Origin of the sequence: Streptomyces exfoliatus (assembly GCF_000725545.1) — a bacterium.
In the GTDB taxonomy this organism is placed as follows: Bacteria; Actinomycetota; Actinomycetes; order Streptomycetales; family Streptomycetaceae; genus Streptomyces; species Streptomyces exfoliatus.
This window is the reverse complement of the sequence record NZ_JNZP01000021.1, coordinates 18,761-37,039: the sequence shown is the minus strand read 5'-3', so window position 1 is coordinate 37,039 and position 18,279 is coordinate 18,761. Positions and strand designations below refer to the sequence as shown.

Here is an 18,279-nt window from a genome sequence, read left to right as displayed (position 1 = left end):
CCATGCGAAGGACCGCACTCCTCGCCGCCGCCGCGACCCTCCTCGGATCGCTGGCCGCCGCCCCCGCAGCCCACGCCGAAGGCCCCTACGGCCAGGGACTCGACCACTGCGCCCCCGCCGCCGACGGGACCCTCGCCTGCCACTTCGACGTCGCGCCCGGCACGTACGACGTCTCCGTGGTCCTCGGCGGGGCGGAGGCCGGGTCCACCGCCGTCACCGGCGAGACCCGGCGCGCCCTGCTCGCCGAGACCGCGACCGGTGCCGGGCAGCACGTCCGGCGCTCGTTCACCGTGGACGTCCGCGACCCGGAGGGCGAGCCCACCGGAGCCGCCGGCAGCCCCGGCCTCGACCTCGTCCTCGGCGGCTCCGCCCCGCGCGTGGCCTCGCTCCGGGTCACCCCCGCCGCCGGGGCCCAACGGCTCTTCCTCGTCGGCGACTCCACCGTCTGCGACCAGCCGGGCGACCCCTACACCGGCTGGGGCCAGATGCTTCCGGCCCATCTGAGGCGGGGGATCGCGGTCGCCAACCACGCCGACTCCGGCGAGAGCACCGTCACCTTCCTCGCGAACCCGGCCCTCTTCGACCGGGTCGAGGCCGCGATCCGGCCCGGCGACCCCGTCCTCGTCCAGCTCGCCCACAACGACAAGCAGACGGACGCGGCCACCTACCGGGCCAACCTGACCAGCCTGGTCGAGCGGGTACGGGCCAAGGGCGGCGAACCCGTCCTCGTCACCCCGATCGTCCGCCGCTGGTTCAACGCCGACGGCACCCTGGACAACGGCACCGCCCTGCTCGTCAACGGCCTCGGTGTGGACCACCCCGCCGAGGTCCGCGCCCTCGCGGGCTCCCTCGGCACTCCGCTGATCGACCTCACCGCCCTCACGAAGGCGCGGGTCGAGGAGCTGGGTCCCGAGGCGTCCAAGGCGCTCTACCTGACGACGGAGAAGCGGGACAACACCCACACCTCGGTGCGCGGGGCCACGGAGTACGCGGCCCTCGTCGCGGCCGAGCTGCGGGCCCGGGACATCCTCCCGGACTCCCTCCTGCGCTAGGGACGTTCGTTCGGATCAGGCCGGGCTCGCGGGGTCCGGCCTGATCCGAACGAAAGACCCCAGCCGTTGTCGATCCGGGCCCCGCTCTCCCGCGGTCGCGGGTACGGGGCCCGGCGTCGGTCGCCAGGAGCGGTGAAAGCGCTTGCCGACCGGCGTCCGTCCCCTCGCGCGGGGGCCCGCACAACCCCGCGCGACCACCGGACCCTTGGTCTCTCAGCGGCCCACCTGGACAGCTCGCCGAGCGGCCGCTTACTGTCGGGGTCCGAATCATCCACGGGCGTCGTACGCCCGGAACACCGGGAACTGCCGAGGAGCGCACACGTGGTCACCCTCGCCGATGTCGCCCGCCACGCCGGGGTGTCGGCCAGCACCGTCAGTTACGTGCTCAGCGGCAAACGCTCCATATCCGCCCCCACCCGCGAGCGGATCCAGCACAGCATCGACACCCTCGGCTACCGGCCGCACGCCGGCGCCCGCGCGCTCGCCAGCAGCCGCACCGACGTCCTCGCCCTGATGATGCCGCTCCGCACCGGCCTCTACGTGCCGGTCCTGATGGAGATCGCCATGGCCGTCACCACCACGGCCCGCTCCCACGGCTACGACGTCCTCCTGCTCACCGGCGAGGAGGGCCCCGAGGCCGTCCGCCGCGTCGAGGGCAGCGCCATCGCCGACGCCATGATCGTCATGGACGTCGGGCTCGACGACCCGCGGCTCCCGTACCTCCGCGCGGCCGAACGGCCCGCCGTCCTCATCGGACTTCCCACCGAGAGCGCGGAAGCCGCCGACACCGAGGGACTCGACTGCGTCGACCTCGACTTCGAGGCCGCCGGCGCCCGCTGCGTCGAACACCTCGCGGGCCTCGGCCACACCGCCATCGCCGTACTCGGCGAACCTCCCGCCGTGTACGAACGCGGTACGGGATTCGCCGCCCGCACCCTCACCGGCTTCCGCGCCGCCGCGAGCGGCCACGGCGTCGGCCTGCTCCACCGGCCCGTCGACGGCACCTACGCGGCCGTCGCCGCCGCCGTCACCCGCGTCTTCGAGGAACGCCCCGGCACCACCGGGATCGTCGTCCAGAACGAAGCCGCCGTGGAACCCCTCCTCGCGCTCCTGCGCCACCAGGGCCGCGCCGTCCCCGAGGACGTCTCCGTCGTCGCCATCTGCCCCGACCAGGTCGCGACGCACGCCTCCGTACCGCTCACCGCCGTCTCCGTACCCGCCCAGGAGATGGGCCGGCTCGCCGTCGAGCGGATCGTCCGACGACTGGAGGGCGAGCGGTCCGGGGGAACGGAGCTGATCGCGCCCCGGCTGACCCCGCGCGCCAGCACCGGACCCGCCCCCGCGCCCTCGTCGTCCCTCTCCGCACCCACCGAGGACGGTCGTGGTCACGGCGGACACTGAGACCGGCGACAGCGCGACGGAGTTCCGGGCCTTCTTCGAGCGCCACTACGCCGAACTCGCCCGTCTCGCCCACCTGCTGACCGGCGAGACCGACGCCGCCGACGACCTCGCCGCCGACGCCATGCTCGCCCTCTGGCACCGCTGGGACCGGGTCCGCGCCGCCGACCACCCCGCCGCCTATGCCCGGGGCGTCGTCGCCAACCTCGTCCGCACCCGGATCCGGGGCACCGTCCGTGAACGGCGCCGCATCGCCGCCTTCTGGGACCGGCGCCCCGACCACACCGAGGACCCGGACGTCCCGGCGGTCGTCGACGTCCGCGCGGCCCTGCGCGCCCTGCCCTTCCGCAAGCGCGCCTGCGTCGTCCTGCGGCACGCCTTCGACCTCTCCGAACGCGACACCGCCCTCGCGCTCGGCGTCTCGGTCGGTACCGTCAAGAGCCAGACCGCCAAGGGCATGGCGGAACTCCAGCGGTTGCTAGGGCCTGTCGTCTGGATCAGGCCGGATGAGGGAGCGGGGTCGGGTGCCGTGGATCGCAAGGCGGAGGAGGGCGCCATGGCGGAGCCATGGCAACCGACGACAACGCGGCGAGGCGCGGCACCCGACCCCGCGAGCCCGGCATGATCCAGACGACAGGCCCAGGCCCCCACGCCGCCACCGAACTCGCCGGGAGGCGCTGATGGACGAGGCACGGCTCCGCCGCGAACTGCGGGACGCGGCGCTCGCGCACCGGCCCGACCACGCCCGCATCCTCGCCCGGGTGGAACGGGGCATCGCCGCGCCCGCCCCGGCCGTCCGGCCGGTCCGGCCGCCGAACCGGTGGGCGGGCCGCCGGCTCGTGATCGTGGCGGTGACCGCGGCCGTCGCCGGCGTGCTCGGCCTCGGCGGTCTCACGGCGACCGTGCTCGCCGACCGGCCCGCCGGGCCCGCGCTGCCCGCCACCACGCTGCCGGCGCCCGGCCCGACGGCACGGGCGACCGGCACGATCGACCCCGGCAGCAACCGCTGGTGGGCGCAGAGCGACCTCGCCCTGACGACGGACACGCCCGTCACGGGCCTCACCGTCGAACTGAGGATCGCCCGCACCCCAGGCGTCGTCAGCACGGGCCACTGGAGCACCCGCCCCGCCGAGGACTTCACCGCGAAGGTGACCGAGGAGGCCGGCACCCTGGTCTACCGCTGGACCCTGAAGCCGGGCCGCGCGGTCCCGCCGGGCCCCCACGTCTTCGCGGGCCAGTACAACCACGCCGAAGGGGTACGGGACGCCTCGGCCGACACGTACACCGTGGTCCTGACGGGCGGCGACGGCGGCCGCACCACCCTGCGGGGCGGCTTCGGGGCACCTGCCGGAAGCTGACGGGCCGGGAAGCGGGCGCCGTCCGGTTCAGCCGACGGCCGGGGTGCCGGTGTCCCCGGGGACACCGATCTTCTTCCGCGGGCCGGAGAAGCGGTTCACGAGGGCGGGGACCGCGGCGGCCGGGTCGAGCCGGTAGGCGTAGAAGGCGCGCGGGTCGAGGGCGGCGCCCCAGGTGTCGTGCCGGCCGCTGGTGTTCCTCAGGATCGAGCCCCGCTGGACCAGTTCGGCGGAGGCGTCGGCCTGGAACGGGTGCTGGACCCCGTCGTAGTAGCTGTTCTCGATGACCATCTTCGTCCGGCCGCGCGACCAGTTCCCGTACGTCCACACCGGGTCGGCCGGATCGTTCTGCGCCGTCAGGTGGTTGTTGAAGAGGTGGGCGTAGGCGGCGTTGTCCACCGAGGGATTGCGCTGCTTGGTACGGGCGAAGAGGTTGTGGTCGATGGTGATCTGGGTGCGGACGTTCGAGGTCCATCCGATCCCGAAGGTCTTGTTGTTGTCCTCGAACCGGTTGTAGGAGACGGTGATGTACTCGCTGTCCTTGCGGATGTCGAGCTGGCCGTCGCAGACGCGCGAGAAGCGGTTGTGGTCGATCCAGACGTGATGGACGGAGTCCATCTGGATCCCGTCGTGGTCGGTCGCCTTGCAGTCCCAGTCGCCGTCGACCGCCGTGTCGCGGATGGTGAGGTTGCGGATGACGACGTTGTGGGTACCGGGGGCGAGGTGCAGCCCGCCGTGGACGAGTTCGGCCGAGTCGCCCAGGCCGATGACGGTCTTGTCCGAGGCGACGGTGATCTCGGTGCCGAAGGGGTCCAGGGTGAGCGAGCCCGCCACCTGGATGACGTAGGGCTCCTCGGCCCCCGCGTACCGGGCGAGCGAGGCCGGGTCGGTGACGGTGACGACCCGGCCGCCCGTGCCCCCGGTGGTGCCACCGGCGAGGGAGGCGAAGCCGTGCGCGGTGTCGGACCACCGCTCGGCGCCCGCCGCGACCGGTGCGGAGGTCTCGGCGCCGGTCGGTTCGGGGTCGGCGGCGCTCGCGGGATGCAGCGGCGCCAGGGCGAGCAGCAGCGCGCCGGCGATGAGGACGTGGAGACGTCCGCGCCCAGGAGCGGACGGGCGCGGGAGTGACGAGGTCGGACGGGGCACGGGATCGCTCCTCTGTGACGGGGGAGTGCGCGGGTCGGGGCGGGGTCAGCGGAGGCGGCCGGCGCCCGCGTGGCGGGCGACCTCGCGGTCGGCCCGGAGCGCGTCGTCGACGGGCCCGTGCAGCGTGGGGGTCCAGCCGGTGTCGGCCGTCAGATCGCGCTCGCTGCCGGAGTTGTAGGAGTTGTAGACGGCGAGGAGGTCGACCGGGAACTCGTTGAAGACGTTCCCGCGCTGGGTGAGGGCGCTGCCGTTCCAGCTCTTCACCAGGTCGGCGACCTCGACGTGGTTCGGCGTCGTGAAGGCGTTGTTCTCGGCGACGACGGCCGACTCGGTGGAGATCCCCAGCGAGTACCGGTAGTCGTGGGCGTCCCCGGGGACCACGTACCGGTTGTTGTAGACGTGGACCTGTCCGAAGCGGACCCTCGGCGCCCGCTGCACGATGCCCCGGAACTCGTTGTGGTGCAGGGTGACCCGCAGTTTCCCCCGGTCGGTCAGCACGCCGTCGCCGTTGCCGATCAGCATCGCCTTGTCGTGGTCGGCGAAGCGGCTCCAGCTGACCGTGACGAGGTCGGAGCCGTTCGTGACGTCCAGGAGTCCGTCGTGGCGCAGGAGGTTGCGGCCGAAGTAGGTGGGTTCCGCCGCGTCCGGGCGGCCCTTGTCGCTCAGGGTGACGTGGTCGACCCAGACGTGGGTGGCGTCGCGCAGCCAGATGGCGTCGTAGTCGGACTTCCAGTCGCCGAGGCCACCGGAGTTGGGCTGCCAGGCGGGGAAGCAGTCGTAGGTGTCGCGCAGTTCGACGTTGCGGATGATGACGTTGTCCGCGCTCCGGACCTGGAGGCTCACGCCGCGCAGCAGCGCGTCGGAACCCACGCCGACGATCGTGGTGTTCGGGCCGACGGGCAGGACGACACGCTCGGCCTGCCGTGCGGCCGAGGCCTTGCGGGCCTCCTCCTGCGGACCGGTGGGCTTCGCCGCGCCCCAGGTGCGGGGGTCGTAGGCCCGGACGTAGGCGTCGAGGTCGTATCCGCCGGTGGTGTAGTCCGCGCAGGAGAGCCTGCGGCCCTCGTCGTCGGTGTTGGCGTCGATGGTGCCGACGACCTTGATGATCTTCGGGGTGGCGCTGGCCCCGTCGAGGGCGCGGACGAGTTCGGCGCGGTTGCGGACGGTGAGGACATGGGCGGCATCGGCGGCGGCTCCGCCCGTGGTGCCGCCCGCGGCGGCGGCCCAGCCGTCCCCGGCGGCGAGCACCTCACGCCCGAGGTCGCGCCCAAGGTCGTGGCCGGTGGCCAGGCCGCCGTCCCGGCCGACGTCGGGACGGTCCTCGCGGGGGTGGGCCGAGGCGGGCGCGGCGAGGCAGGTCACCAGGCAGGCGACGGCGGCGAGTTGGGCGACGCGCCGGACCCCGGGCGTGCGGAGGGGGACTCTCATGGTGCTCTCTCCTCTGTGATCCGTCCCGGCGGAGCAGGGCGGTGAGCGCGGGATGGTAAGCGCTTTCTCCTTGGAACGGGGACGACGCTAGGAGCCGACCGCCCTTTAGTCAACGACGTTCACAAATCCCGGGCGTCGAGCGTGTGAAACGTTTCGAAACACTCCGGCAACCCTTCCCCCGACGGTGGCGACCTACGGGCAGCCGCACCGCCCACCGAAGGAGCCGCACGCCGATGAACCCGTACGACACCTCCGCACAGCCCCTGCGCCGCCGTACCCTCCTCGGGGCCGCCGTGGCCGGCACGGCCGTCGCCGCCACCGGCGGGCCCGCGCCCGGCACCGCCTCCGCCGCCGGCTTCGGCTGGAGCGACGACGGCGGCCAGTACGTCGTCGACACCGGCGCCGGACTGGTCTTCAAGATCTCCAAGTCGACCGGCGACCTCACCTCCCTCGTCTACAAGGGCCGGGAGTACGAGGGGTACGGCGGCAAGCACTCGCACGTCGAGTCGGGCCTCGGCGCCTCCACCGTCACCCTCGCGCAGACCGGCTCCACCGTCCTCGTCACCGTCGTCCACGGCACGCTCCGCCACTACCTGGCGGCCCGCGCCGGCCTGAACAACGTCTACCTGTGGACCGACAAGGCCGACACGTCCTTCACGGCCACCCGCTTCATCGCCCGCCTCAAGCCCGGCATCTTCCCGAACGAAGGACCCGACTCCTGGGTGGAGGGCGCCGACACCGTCATCGAGGCCGGCGACGTCTGGCAGCGCGCCGACGGGCAGACCCGCTCCAAGCACTACTCCGGCGTCCGCGTCATGGACTACGACCACATCGGGTACACCACAGGATCGGCCGGTCTCTGGATGGTCCGCTCCAACCACGAGAAGGCCTCGGGCGGCCCCTTCTACCGCTCCCTGCTCCGCCACTCCAACGAACTCGGCGTCGGCCTGTACGAGATCCTCCACTACAACCAGTCGCAGACGGAGCCGATGCGCTTGGGCCTCCAGGGGCCGTACCTGCTCGCCTTCACCGACGGCGGCACCCCCGACCCCGCCCTCTTCGCCGCGAACCACGACACGCGCTGGGTCGACGGCCTCGGCATCCCCGGCTGGGTGGGCGCCGCGGGCCGGGGCCGGGTCGCGGGCGTCGGGCTCCAGGGCATGGCCGCGGGACACGAGTACACCGTCGGCTTCGCCAACGCCGACGCGCAGTACTGGGCCCGTGCCGCCGCGGGAACCGGCGCCTTCTCCTGCCGGGGCATGCTCCCCGGCACGTACACCCTCACCGTGTACAAGGGCGAACTCGCCGTCCACACGGGCACGGTGAGCGTGACGGCCGGTGCCGCCACCGCCCTCCACACGATCACCCTCACCAACGACCCGAGCACCGCCCCCGCGCTCTGGCGGATCGGCGACTGGAACGGCACCCCCGCCGGGTTCAAGAACGCCGCCCTCATGACGTACGCCCACCCGGCCGACGTCCGCGCCGCCTCGTGGACCGGGAACGTCGTCCTCGGCGGCGGCGACGTCGCCGCCTCCTTCCCCTGCTACCTCTGGAAGGGCGTCAACGACGGCATCCTGGTGTACTTCCGGCTCACCGCCGCCCAGGCCGCCGCCGCCCACACCCTGCGCATCGGGGTCACCACCGCCTTCCTCAACGGCCGCCCGCAGGTCACCGTCAACGACTGGGTCTCCGCGATCCCCTCGCCCCCGGCCCAGCCCTCGACCCGCTCCCTCACCAACGGCTCCTACCGGGGCAACAACCACACCTTCACGTACGTCGTCCCGGCGAGCGCCTGGAAGACGGATCCGAGCCAGTACAACGTCCTCAGGCTGAACGTCGTCAGCGGCTCCACCGGCAGCGGCTTCCTCAACCCGGGCACGGCGATCGACTGCGTCGACCTGCTGCCCTGACGCCCGCGCCCCGGCATTGACACCGGTCGTGAGTGAATCGTCATGATCTTGGTGTTGGTGCCGGTCAGGGGCGCGGTGGCAGGCTGCGCCCATGGACATCTTCCAGACGACACGCGGTGCGGTACGGGGCTTCCGGGCGTCCGCCGACGTGGTCGCCGTGCTCGGAATCCCCTACGCCGCACCGCCGTTCGGCGCCCTCCGGTTCCGGGAGCCCGCCCCGGCGGCCGACTGGGCCGGCGTGCGCGACTGCACGGCCCACGGTCCGATCGCCCCACAGTCGGCGGAGCTGCCCGGCTCGCCCACGTGGTCCCCCGGTGACGAGGACATCCTCACCGTCAACCTGTGGACCCCCGCCCCGGACGGCGGCGGCTCGCTGCCCGTCCTGGTCTGGCTCCACGGCGGTGCCTACACCTTCGGATCGTCGGCCCAGCCCGACTTCGACGGCGTCGCCCTCGCCCGCGCCGGTCTGGTCGTCGTCACCCTCAACTACCGGCTCGGCTTCGAAGGCTTCGGCCACGTCCCCGCGGCGGGGGGAGACACCCACCCCGACAACCGCGGCCTCCTCGACCAGGTCGCGGCCCTCCGCTGGGTCCGGGACAACATCGCCGCGTTCGGCGGCGACCCCGGCAACGTCACCCTCGCCGGCCACTCCTCGGGAGCCGCTTCCGTCGCCTGCCTGATGGTGATGGACCGCGCCCGCGGCCTCTTCCACCGCGCCGTCGCCCACAGCCCCGCCAGCCCCTGCCACCCGCTCGACGTCGCCGCCGCGACCACCCGCGAGGTCGCCGCCGCGGCGGGCTGCCCCGCCACCCCCGAAGGTCTGGCATCCGCCACCCCGCAGGCCCTGCTCATCGCCTCCGACCGGGTCGTGGACGCCTACCGGCACGACCCCCACTCCGGGTCCCGGCACTACGACCCCTCGCTCTACGCCCCCGTCCTCGACGGCGACGTGCTGCCCACCGATCCCCTCACGGGCATGGCCGCGGGTCTCACCCGGGACGTGGACCTGCTCGTCTGCCACACCACGGAGGAGTACTGGCTGTTCGACGCCGTCGGCAGCTGCGCGAAGGTCACCACCGACGAACGCCTCGACCGCTTCGCCGCGGACTTCGGGCTCCCCGACGGCCTGGTGGCGGGCTATCGCGCCGCGATGCCCGCCGCCCCCGTGACCGACACCTACCTCACCGTCTTCGGCGACCTGCTCTTCGTGGAGTACGCCCACCGGCTCGTCGAGCAGCACGCCCGCGCGGGCGGCAGGGCGTTCCTGTCGCGGTTCGACCGCCGGCGCACCGGACCGCACGGGGATGTGCGGGCCTGGCACTGCGCCGACATCCCCTTCGCCTTCGGCAACGTCGGGAACGACGCCCTGTCCTTCCTCGTCGGAGGCGCCCCCAGCGCCGCCGACCACGACCTCTCGCGCCGCATGGTGCGCGCGTGGGCCGACTTCGCCGCCACCGGCGACCCGGGCTGGCGGCAGGCCGGCGAATCCGCCGCCCCGGCCCACACCTGGACCGCGGACGGCGATCCCGCCGGCGAGCCGGCCCCCGCCGTCCGCGCCCTCTGGGCGGAGGCGGGGTTCCCCGTCCTCCGCCCGTGAAAGGCCTCCGCCCGAGAATGGACTCCGCCCGTGGAAGGGCCGTCCCGTCAGGCGAGAAGCCGCCGCGGGTCCCAGTCGCCGAGGTACACCGACCGGGTCGCGGACGCGGCCCGGGTCTCCCCGAGCTGGGGACGGTTCTCCGGGACGGTGACCTCCGCGCCCCGGCCGGCGTTGCGGTACTCGGCGAAGCGCTGCGCCTGCCAGGGGTGGGCCTCGCGCATGTTCGCGTACGGGGCGACGGCGTCGACGCCCGCGCCGAGGACGCTGTCCCGCACGACGAGGGACGGCCAGGCGGTGAGGTCGGAACTCGGCACCCACGGCCTGGCCAGCTTGTAGTAGCCGTCCGGGGCCTCGCTGGTGACCCGGCAGCGGGAGGCGAGGAACCCGTACGGGTTGGCGCCCGCCGTCGACGGGGCGAAGACGAACCCGTGCGGGGCGCCCGCCAGGTCCGTGCGGAGCAGCGTACGGAAGTGGCAGTGCTCGAACACCGCGGTGGCCCGGCCGAAGACGAAGTCGACGTCGCCCTCGACGTAGCAGTGCGTGAAGTACTGGCGGGCGAAGGCCGACAGGGCCATGGAGTCGGCGTACAGGGTGTCCTGGTGGCCGAGGAAGCGGCAGTGGAAGAACGCCGAACGGTCGCCCTGCACCTTGATCGCCACCGCCTGGGTGCCGGGGTTGCCGGGCAGGTCGGTGCGGAGGAAGTCGTTGGCGAAGGTGACCCCGTGGGCGGTGAAGCCGTCCGCCTGGACGGTGGTGGTCGCCGAACCGGAGGTGCCGTACGTGCCGCCCCCGGGGCGCGGTGTGCCGGCCGCGTTGTCGTACACGACGACGACGTCCTTCGGGTCGCCGGTCGCTCCGATCCACGTCATGCCCGTACGGGCCGTGCTCACCGCGACCGTCTCCCGGTACGTGCCGGCGGCGAGCACCAGGGTCCAGCCGGAACCGCTCGCGGCGGTGACCGCCGCCTGCACGGTGGTGTGGTCGCCGAGGCCGCCGGGATGCACGTACAGGGTCCGGGCGTCCCGGCGGGCGGCCGGTGAACCGTACCGGCCGAAGGGGGAGTTCAGGGGTGTGGAAGCCGACGTGGAGGCGGACGCCGACGCGGTCGGCAGGGCGAGCGCGAGGGCCGCGCCGGCCCCGGCGGTGAGCAGGACGCGGCGGCCGAGGACGGCCCGGGGGTCGTGCGAGGGCATACGGGTGCTCCTTCGCTGGTCGGGTGAAGGCGGAGAGGGGGAGTCCGGGAGCGGACCCGGACTCCCCACGGGGTACGGCAGGAACGGTTCAGCGCAGTCGGCCCGCGCCCGCGCGGTGGTCGACGATCCCCGGCACGGCCCTCGGGTGGTCGACCCGGGGCCGCAGGACGGGGGTCCAGCCCGCGTCGGCCCGCAGCAGCTCCTCGGGGTACTGCTCGTTGTGGACGGCGAGCAGGTCCACCGGCGCGCCGTTCACGTAGTTGCCCGCCGTGGTGACGGGGGCGTCCTTCCACTTCTTCAGGATCTTCCCGGCCGGGACGCTCGCGGCGAGCGTGAACGCGTTCTTCTCCGCGACCAGCTGGGACTCCTGCCCGATGCCCAGGCTGTACACGTACGGGCCGTCCGGGACCACGAAGTGGTTGTTGTACGCGTCGACCTGACCGAAGCGGACCCGGGGCGCCCGCTCGACCACGTTGTCGAAGAGGTTGTGGTGCAGGGTGACCCGCAGCTTGCCCCGGTCCGTGGCGCCCGCGCTGTCGCTGTTGCCGATCATCAGGGTCTTGTCGTGGTCGGTGAACACGTTCCAGGAGATGGTCACCAGGTTCGCGCCCCGCACGACGTCCACCTCGCCGTCGTGCTGCTGGTACACCTCGCCGTAGTAGGAGGGCAGCGAACTGTCCGGGGTGGCCCCGTCGGTGAAGGTGTTGTGGTCGATCCACACGTGGGTGGAGCCGTACACGACGAGGCTGTCGTACTCCGAGTTCCACGCCCCGGTGGCGCCGTCCGTCGGGTCCCACTGCGGGAAGCAGTCGAGCGGGCTCTCCAGGGTGAGGTTGCGGACCACGACGTTGTCGACGCCCTGCACCTGGAGGCTGCCGCCGGTGATCCCGGCGTTCCTGCCGACCCCGACGATCGTGGTGTTCGCGGGCACCTTGACCTTGATCGCCAGGCCCTGGGCGGTCGCCGACGCCGCCCGCAGCTCCTCCTGGGGGCCGCTGACCTCGTTCTCGTACCCCCAGACGGCCGGGTCGTAGTCGGCGAGGTAGCGGGCGAAGTCGTAGCCGGGGGCCTCGAAGGCGGCGCAGCCGGCGGCGGTGGCGTCGAGCGTGCCCACCACCTTGACGATCCGCGGCTCGGTGCCCGGTACGGCGAGCGCGGCCCGGAGCTCCTCCCAGGTGGTGACGGTGAAGACCCGGGAGGCGTCGGCGGCGGCCCCGCCGGTCGTGCCGGTCCCGGCGGACGCCCAGCCGTCACCGGCGGGCAGGGTCGCGCGGGCCAGGTCGGCGCCGGGCCGGTGGCCGGCGTGCGCGCCGGCCGCGGGGGCGGTGACGGTCAGGACCAGGGCGGTCGCGGCCACCAGGCCCAGCTGCTTGCTGCGTCTGTTCACGAACGGGTCTCCTCGGGTGCGGGCCAGGTGATCCGGTCGGCGGGGACGTCGTCCTCCACGCGCCGGGTCTCGCGGGGGGTCAGGACGCGGGTGCGGAGCAGTTCCGCGGTGACGAGCCGGGCCACGGCGATCGCGCCCGGCGGGTTGAAGTGGGTGTTGTCCTGCTCGGTCGCGGTCCAGTTGAAGTACGTCTTGGTGGTCTCGGGGCCGAGCCCCTGCCACAGGTCGAGCGACAGCGCCTCGATGTCGAGGAGCGGCACGTCGGAGGCGTGCGCCACCTCGCGCATCGCCGCCGGGTAGGCGCCGTGGGTGCGCAGCGCGGTCCCGTCCGCGGCGAACTTCCGCCGCTCGACGGAGGTGGCGAGCACCGGGAGCGCGCCGCGGGAGCGCGCGCCCTCGACGAAGACCCGCAGGTTGTCCTGGTAGGTCGACCAGGGCTCGGTGTAGCGGGTGGGGTCGGCGGTCTTCTGGTCGTTGTGTCCGAACTGGACCAGGAGCAGGTCGCCGGGGCGGATCGCCGCCAGGATCGCGTCGAGCCGTCCCTCGTCGAGGAAGCTCTTGGTGCTGCGCCCGTTGACCGCGTGGTTGGAGACCCGGACGTCCCGGTGCAGGAAGAACGGGAGGGCCATGCCCCAGCCGGTCTCGGGCGCGGCGTCGGCGTACTTCTGGGCGGCCGTGGAGTCGCCCGCGATGAAGAGGGTGCGCATGGAGGGGTGTCCTTGGGAACGGGCCGGGGATGCCCCGGCCAGGGCGAGCGCGAGGCCCGCCCCGGCCGTGACCACCGCGCGGCGGCCTACGCTCACGGGTTCTGCTGCTTCCACTCGGCCTGCGCCGCGTTCAGCTGCTCGGCCAGGCCGTCGAGGAACTCCTTGGCCGTGGACTTGCCGAGCAGGACCTTCTGGAAACCGGGCTCGTTGTCGGCCTTGGAGATGGTGTTCCAGTCCGGCAGGTAGTACGGCAGCTCGACGATGGTGGCCTCGCCGCTGAACAGGACGTCGGCGCCCAGCTTCGTCGGCTCCGCCTCCTGGAGCCACGGGTCCTTGGCGGCCTCCGTGTTGGCGGGGATGGCGCCGGCCGACTTGTTCCACTTGGAGTTGGACGCGTGCGAGGCCGCGAACTCGATGAACTTCCAGGCGGCGGCCTTGTTCTTGCTCGTGGAGAACAGGCCGAGACCGTCGACCGGGTTGGAGACCTGCACCCGGGTGCCGTCGTCGAGCGTCGGGTTGGGGATGCCCCGGAACTTGTCCGTGCCCAGCGCCTTCACGTGGTCCTGGTAGGAGCCCAGGTTGTGGTTCAGCATGCCGATCTCGCCGCTGTCCCACTGCGCGACCATCTTGGTGAAGTCGTTGTTGACGTCGGCGGCCGGGGTGGTCTTCTTGTACAGGGCGGCGTACTTCTCCAGGGCCGCCACGTTCTTCGGGTCGTTGACGGTGGTCTTGTCGCCGTCCCAGAAGCTGGTGATGCCGCTCTGGCCGTAGATGGCGTCCAGGGCCTGCGCGATCGAGCCGGCGCCGCCGCGGATCGTGTAGCCGAACTTGTTCTTGTCGACGGCGGTCAGCTTCTCGGCCGCCGCGTAGAACTTCGACCACGTGGTGGGCTCCGGCAGCCCGGCCGCCTTGAACAGGTCGGTGCGGTAGTACAACACGCCGTTGCTGGCGGAGGTGGGGACGGTGAACAGCTTGTCCTGGCCGCCCGCCGCCGTGACGCTCCTGAGCATGGCGTTGTTGAGCTTGCCCTTGAGCGAGCTGCCCTCGACGCGGGCGTCGAGCGGCTCCAGGGCGTTCTGCGCGGCGATCCCGGCGAGCATCGCGGCGCCCACTCCGCCCACGTCCGGCAGGCCGTCGCCCTGGATCGCGGTGTCGTACTTCGACTGGACCTCCTTGGAGGCGATCCCGACGTACTCGACGTCGATGTCGGGGTTCGCCTTCTCGAAGTCCGCGATGATCTCCTTCCAGATGTCGGTGCGGACACCGCCGTTGTTGTCCCAGAAGGTGATCTTTCCCTTGCCCGATCCTTCGGTGCCCTTCTCGCCGCCCGAGCCGCTGCCGTCGTCACCGCAGGCGGTGGCGGTCAGGGCGAGGACGCCGGACAGGGCGAGGGCGAGGGCGGCTCTGCGCCGTCCGCCGGGGAAGATGGTCATCGTCGGCTCTCTTCTCTCGGGGTGTTGCGGGGGACTTGCGGGGATGGGGGTGTGGGGGAGTTCAGGGGGTGACGCGGAAGGCGGAGAACACGGCCGTCCCGGCGTGTCCCGCGCTCCGCGGCGCGCCGGCGAACAGGCCGAGCAGCGCGCCCACCCAGCGCCAGGGGGTGGCGGCGAACTCCGGCCCGAGACGGACCGGACCCTCGCCGCCGCCACCCTCAGGGGTGGAGTCGGTGGAGTCGTTGGAGTCGGTCGAGTACGAGAAGCGGCAGCGCGCGTCCGCCGTGACCTCGATCCGCAGCAGGACGCGGTCGCCGGACACCGGCCGCGGGTGCGCCGCGTCCCGTTCGACGTCGGCGTTGGCCGGCGCGAAGCGGTGCACGAGCCGGGCCGTGCCGTCGGGGTCCCGCTCCAGGCCGATCCAGGCGTAGGCGTCGCCGAGGACGACGAGCCCCGCGCGGGACCCGGGCGCCGTGGAGTCGAGCCGCAGTCCGACCTCGACCACGAGGTCCCCGGCGGGCAGCCGCTGGGTGAGGACGTGCGGCACGCTCCGCAGGTCGTCGAGGCGGTCCGTCCGCACACAGCCGAGCCTCAGGCCGTCACCGGTGTGCTGACTGGCCCAGCCCTCGGCCGGGTTGGCGGTCCACTGCCACTGGCGGCCGAACCGCCCGCCGGGAAAGGTGTCGTCCACGGCGGGCCGCGCGAGCGGTTGCTCCGGCAGGTCGGGCTTGCGGTGGACGCGGACCGGTGCCCCGTCGTCGCCGAGCACGGGCCAGCCGTCCCCGTCCCAGCGCATCGGCTGGAGATGGACGAGCCGGCCGTGCGCGCCCGACTGCTGGAAGTGCAGGAACCAGTCCTCGCCGTGCTGGGTGCGCACCCAGCCGCCCTGGTGCGGGCCGTTGACGTCGGTGTCGCCCTGCGCCAGGACGATCCGCTCCTCGTACGGGCCGAGGAACGACCGCGACCGGAGCGCGCCCTGCCAGCCGGTGGCCACGCCCCCGGCCGGAGCCAGGATCCAGAACCAGCCGTCGTGCCGGTAGAGCTTGGGGCCTTCCAGGGTGAACCAGCCGGGTATCCGGTCGGCGTCGACGAGGACCTGGCCCTCGTCGAGGACCTTCGAGCCGTCCGGGCTCATCCGGTGCCCGATCAGCCGGTTGTTGATTCCCGCGCGGGACTTGGCCAGGGCGTGCACGAGGTACGCCTCGCCCGACTCCTCGTCCCACAGGGGGCAGGCGTCGATCAGACCGCGGCCGGCCTTCACCAGGTGCGGCGCCGTCCAGGGGCCGCGCACCGAAGCCGCGTTGACCTGGTAGATCCCGTGGTCGGGGTCGCCCCAGAAGATCCAGAACCGTCCGTCGTGGTGCCGGAACGAAGGTGCCCACACGCCTCGGTCGTGCCGGGGCTCCGTGAACGCGGCGGCCGGTTCGAGCCGTTCGAGGGCGTGGCCGACGAGCGTCCAGTTGACCAGGTCCCGGGAGTGCAGCAGCGGAAGCCCGGGGGCGCGGCCGAAGCTGGACGCGGTGAGGTAGTAGTCCTCGCCCACCCGCAGGACGTCCGGGTCGGACCAGTCGGCGGCCAGGACGGGGTTGCGGTACGTGCCGTCGCCCAGGTCGCCGGTGACGGTCGTGGTCGCGGGGGTCACGACGCCACCGCCTTGCGGACCAGGGCCGCGGCGCCGTCCCGGTCGAGGCGGCCGTCGGCGACGACGGTCACCACCCGCCGTACGAACGTCTCCCCGTCCGCCACCGCGAGCCGTTCGCCGTACGCGAGGGAGGAACCGACGCCCGGGTACTCGGCGGCGCGCACGAACCACGGGTCCTCCCGGGTCCGCGCGGTCGCCCCGGCGAACACCAGGGTCCAGCCCTCGCCCGCGAGCGCCACCCAGTCGGACCGGACCCCGTGCACCGCCTCCTCGCCGTCGGCGTCCGCCCCGAACACGACCGGCGGAGTGGCCTCCAGCGGCGCGCGCCAGAAGAAGCCGCCGTACGCGGCGCCCGGCCGGCCGTTGGTCGCGGGGCTGCCGATCGACAGGTCCCGGCCGGCCACGTTGGTGAGGGAGAACGTCAGGTCGAGCGCCCAGGCGGAGTCGGTGAGCGCGACGGCCGCCACCGTCCGGTGTTCCCGGAGCAGCCGCTCGCCTCCGGCCGTCCAGGTCAGCTCCTCCACGAAGCCGTCCGGGTCGCAGAGCTTGAATCCGTCGTGCCGCTGCACCCCGTGGTTGTCGAGCTCGACGGAGCCGCGGCCGCGGACGAAGGTGCGCCCGCCCCAGAAGTTGCGTCCGTCGACATCGGGCACCGCGACGCCCGCGCCCAGGTGGTGCCTGTGGTCCTCGGGCACCGTCTCGGTCACGGGCCGGCCGCCGAGGGTGGTGACGGGGTGGAGGTAGGGCCGGGGCGAGTGGTCGGGGGCGAGGTCGGGCCGGGTGGTGTAGTGGGCGACGGCGCGGCCCGCGCAGCGCAGGACCGTCGGGGTCTCGGGGCTCATCGGACCTCCGCCCGGACCGGCGGTGCCCAGACGGCGCCGAGTTCGGAGAACAGCCTCAGCCCGTCGGCGCTGGCGTCGACCAGGGCGTCGACGCCGTCGACGACCCGGCGCGGCGCGCTCTCGCCTGGCTCGGTGTGCCAGTGCGCGGCGGGGAGCTCCAGCGGGTCGGGAGCCGTCCGTACCGCCTCGACGACCCGCATGAACGCGCCGGTCTCCGCCGGCGGCACCCACAGCGGCTCGCCGTCGGTGACATGGGCGACGAGGTTCTCCAGGAGGTCGGTGCGGCCGTACTCGGTCTCCACGGGGCCGTGCCCGGCCCGCTGCACGAGGACCCGGTCCTGCCGGTACCAGAAGGTGATCCGGCCCTGGCTGCCGTGGACGATGACGTACGGCTCCGAGGACTTCTCGGCGCACAGCGTCGCCGCGACGGTGACCTGGGTGCCGGCGGAGGTCACGACCCGTACCGCCGAGGTGTCGTCGGACTCGATGGCGTGGGCGTGCAGCAGCTCGGTCTCGATGTGCTCGACGTCCTCGGCCCGGGTGGAGCCGGACAGCGCGAGCGCCGTGGCGACGGCGTGCGCCAGGGGGTTGGTGAGCGCGCCGTCGACGACGTCGACCCCGCCGAGCCGCCGGTGTCCCGCCCAGGGGGCGCGCCGGAAGTAGGCCTCGTCGCGGACCCAGGCACCGGCCCCGCCGACGCCGAGGAGTTCGCCGATGGCGCCTTCCTCGACCAGCCTGCGGATCGCGGGCACCGCGTGCGAGCCGAGCGACTGGAAGCCGATCTGGCAGGCCACCCCGGCGGCCTCGACCCCGTCGGCCATCCGGCGGAACTCCGCCAACGACGGGGCGGGCGGCTTCTCCAGGAGGATGTGCGCCCCGTGCCGGGCGGCGGCGAGCGTCATGTCGGTGTGCGTCTGGATGGGGGTGCTGAGCACCACGATCCGGGCGCCGGTCGAGGCGAGCAGCGCCTCGAAGTCGGCGGACTGCGCCGGGTCCCCGATGCCGTCGAGCTCGGCCGCGTCGAGCGGGCGCAGCTCGCAGACCCCGGCGAGCCGGACGAGCCCCTGCTCTTCGAGCCGGCGGATGTTGAGGAGGTGGCTGCGGCCGTGGCCGCGGGCGCCCGCGAGGACCACGGGCAGCGGGGTGCGTGCGGTGTTCATGGCTTCCTTGCTCGTACGGTCGTCGC

General features: G+C 73.4%; 15 protein-coding genes. 6 read left to right on the top strand and 9 right to left on the bottom strand.

What is annotated here, in order from left to right; translation table 11 throughout:
• Positions 1–2 precede the first annotated feature (2 nt).
• The 4 genes from IO20_RS0124860 to IO20_RS0124845 all read left to right on the top strand — a co-directional run bounded on the left by IO20_RS0124860 (position 3) and on the right by IO20_RS0124845 (position 3,808).
• Complete coding sequence (locus IO20_RS0124860; protein ID WP_030553864.1) at positions 3–1,052, top strand: rhamnogalacturonan acetylesterase; 1,050 nt, start codon at positions 3–5, stop codon at positions 1,050–1,052.
• Between the two features lie 321 nt (positions 1,053–1,373).
• Positions 1,374–2,453, top strand: a complete 1,080-nt coding sequence (locus IO20_RS0124855; protein ID WP_030553863.1) for a LacI family DNA-binding transcriptional regulator — start codon at positions 1,374–1,376, stop codon at positions 2,451–2,453.
• Positions 2,434–3,075 carry a SigE family RNA polymerase sigma factor gene (locus IO20_RS0124850; RefSeq protein WP_245685033.1) on the top strand — a complete coding sequence of 214 codons (642 nt, stop codon included), beginning with the start codon at positions 2,434–2,436 and terminating at the stop codon, positions 3,073–3,075. Before IO20_RS0124855 ends, IO20_RS0124850 begins: the two co-directional genes overlap by 20 nt.
• A 55-nt stretch (positions 3,076–3,130) precedes the next feature.
• A complete protein-coding gene (locus IO20_RS0124845) occupies positions 3,131–3,808 on the top strand; it encodes a hypothetical protein (RefSeq protein WP_030553861.1) in 678 nt (225 codons plus the stop codon).
• A gap of 27 nt (positions 3,809–3,835) precedes the next feature.
• Here IO20_RS0124845 and IO20_RS0124840 read toward each other — a convergent pair whose 3' ends face one another.
• Positions 3,836–4,951 (bottom strand): pectate lyase family protein, encoded by a 1,116-nt coding sequence (locus tag IO20_RS0124840; protein WP_245685032.1) that lies wholly within the window; start codon positions 4,949–4,951, stop codon positions 3,836–3,838.
• 45 nt (positions 4,952–4,996) lie between these two features.
• Positions 4,997–6,379, bottom strand: a complete 1,383-nt coding sequence (locus IO20_RS0124835) for a pectate lyase family protein (RefSeq protein WP_030553859.1) — start codon at positions 6,377–6,379, stop codon at positions 4,997–4,999.
• Positions 6,380–6,612: 233 nt separating this feature from the next.
• On the opposite strand from IO20_RS0124835, the gene IO20_RS0124830 reads away from it, so the two are divergent.
• The gene (locus tag IO20_RS0124830) at positions 6,613–8,292 is read left to right on the top strand and encodes a rhamnogalacturonan lyase B N-terminal domain-containing protein (RefSeq protein WP_030553857.1); all 1,680 of its coding nucleotides are present in this window, start codon (positions 6,613–6,615) and stop codon (positions 8,290–8,292) included.
• A 91-nt stretch (positions 8,293–8,383) separates the two neighbouring features.
• Complete coding sequence (locus IO20_RS0124825; RefSeq protein WP_030553855.1) at positions 8,384–9,889, top strand: carboxylesterase/lipase family protein; 1,506 nt, start codon at positions 8,384–8,386, stop codon at positions 9,887–9,889.
• A gap of 47 nt (positions 9,890–9,936) precedes the next feature.
• On the opposite strand, the gene IO20_RS0124820 is transcribed toward IO20_RS0124825, so the two are convergent.
• From IO20_RS0124820 to IO20_RS0124790, 7 genes are all read right to left on the bottom strand, one after another.
• Positions 9,937–11,082 carry a pectinesterase family protein gene (locus IO20_RS0124820; RefSeq protein WP_030553852.1) on the bottom strand — a complete coding sequence of 382 codons (1,146 nt, stop codon included), beginning with the start codon at positions 11,080–11,082 and terminating at the stop codon, positions 9,937–9,939.
• Between the two features lie 88 nt (positions 11,083–11,170).
• A complete protein-coding gene (locus IO20_RS0124815) occupies positions 11,171–12,469 on the bottom strand; it encodes a pectate lyase family protein (RefSeq protein WP_030553850.1) in 1,299 nt (432 codons plus the stop codon).
• Positions 12,466–13,272 carry a rhamnogalacturonan acetylesterase gene (locus tag IO20_RS0124810; RefSeq protein WP_030553848.1) on the bottom strand — a complete coding sequence of 269 codons (807 nt, stop codon included), beginning with the start codon at positions 13,270–13,272 and terminating at the stop codon, positions 12,466–12,468. Before IO20_RS0124810 ends, IO20_RS0124815 begins: the two co-directional genes overlap by 4 nt.
• Complete coding sequence (locus IO20_RS0124805; RefSeq protein ID WP_030553846.1) at positions 13,269–14,609, bottom strand: ABC transporter substrate-binding protein; 1,341 nt, start codon at positions 14,607–14,609, stop codon at positions 13,269–13,271. The genes IO20_RS0124810 and IO20_RS0124805 overlap by 4 nt, the downstream gene beginning before the upstream one ends.
• 61 nt (positions 14,610–14,670) lie before the next feature.
• Positions 14,671–16,251 (bottom strand): glycoside hydrolase family 43 protein, encoded by a 1,581-nt coding sequence (locus IO20_RS0124800; protein ID WP_245685031.1) that lies wholly within the window; start codon positions 16,249–16,251, stop codon positions 14,671–14,673.
• A complete protein-coding gene (locus IO20_RS0124795) occupies positions 16,248–17,093 on the bottom strand; it encodes a DUF6807 domain-containing protein (protein ID WP_030553842.1) in 846 nt (281 codons plus the stop codon). Before IO20_RS0124795 ends, IO20_RS0124800 begins: the two co-directional genes overlap by 4 nt.
• A complete protein-coding gene (locus IO20_RS0124790) occupies positions 17,090–18,253 on the bottom strand; it encodes a Gfo/Idh/MocA family protein (protein ID WP_030553840.1) in 1,164 nt (387 codons plus the stop codon). The genes IO20_RS0124795 and IO20_RS0124790 overlap by 4 nt, the downstream gene beginning before the upstream one ends.
• Between the last annotated feature and the right edge of the window lie 26 nt (positions 18,254–18,279).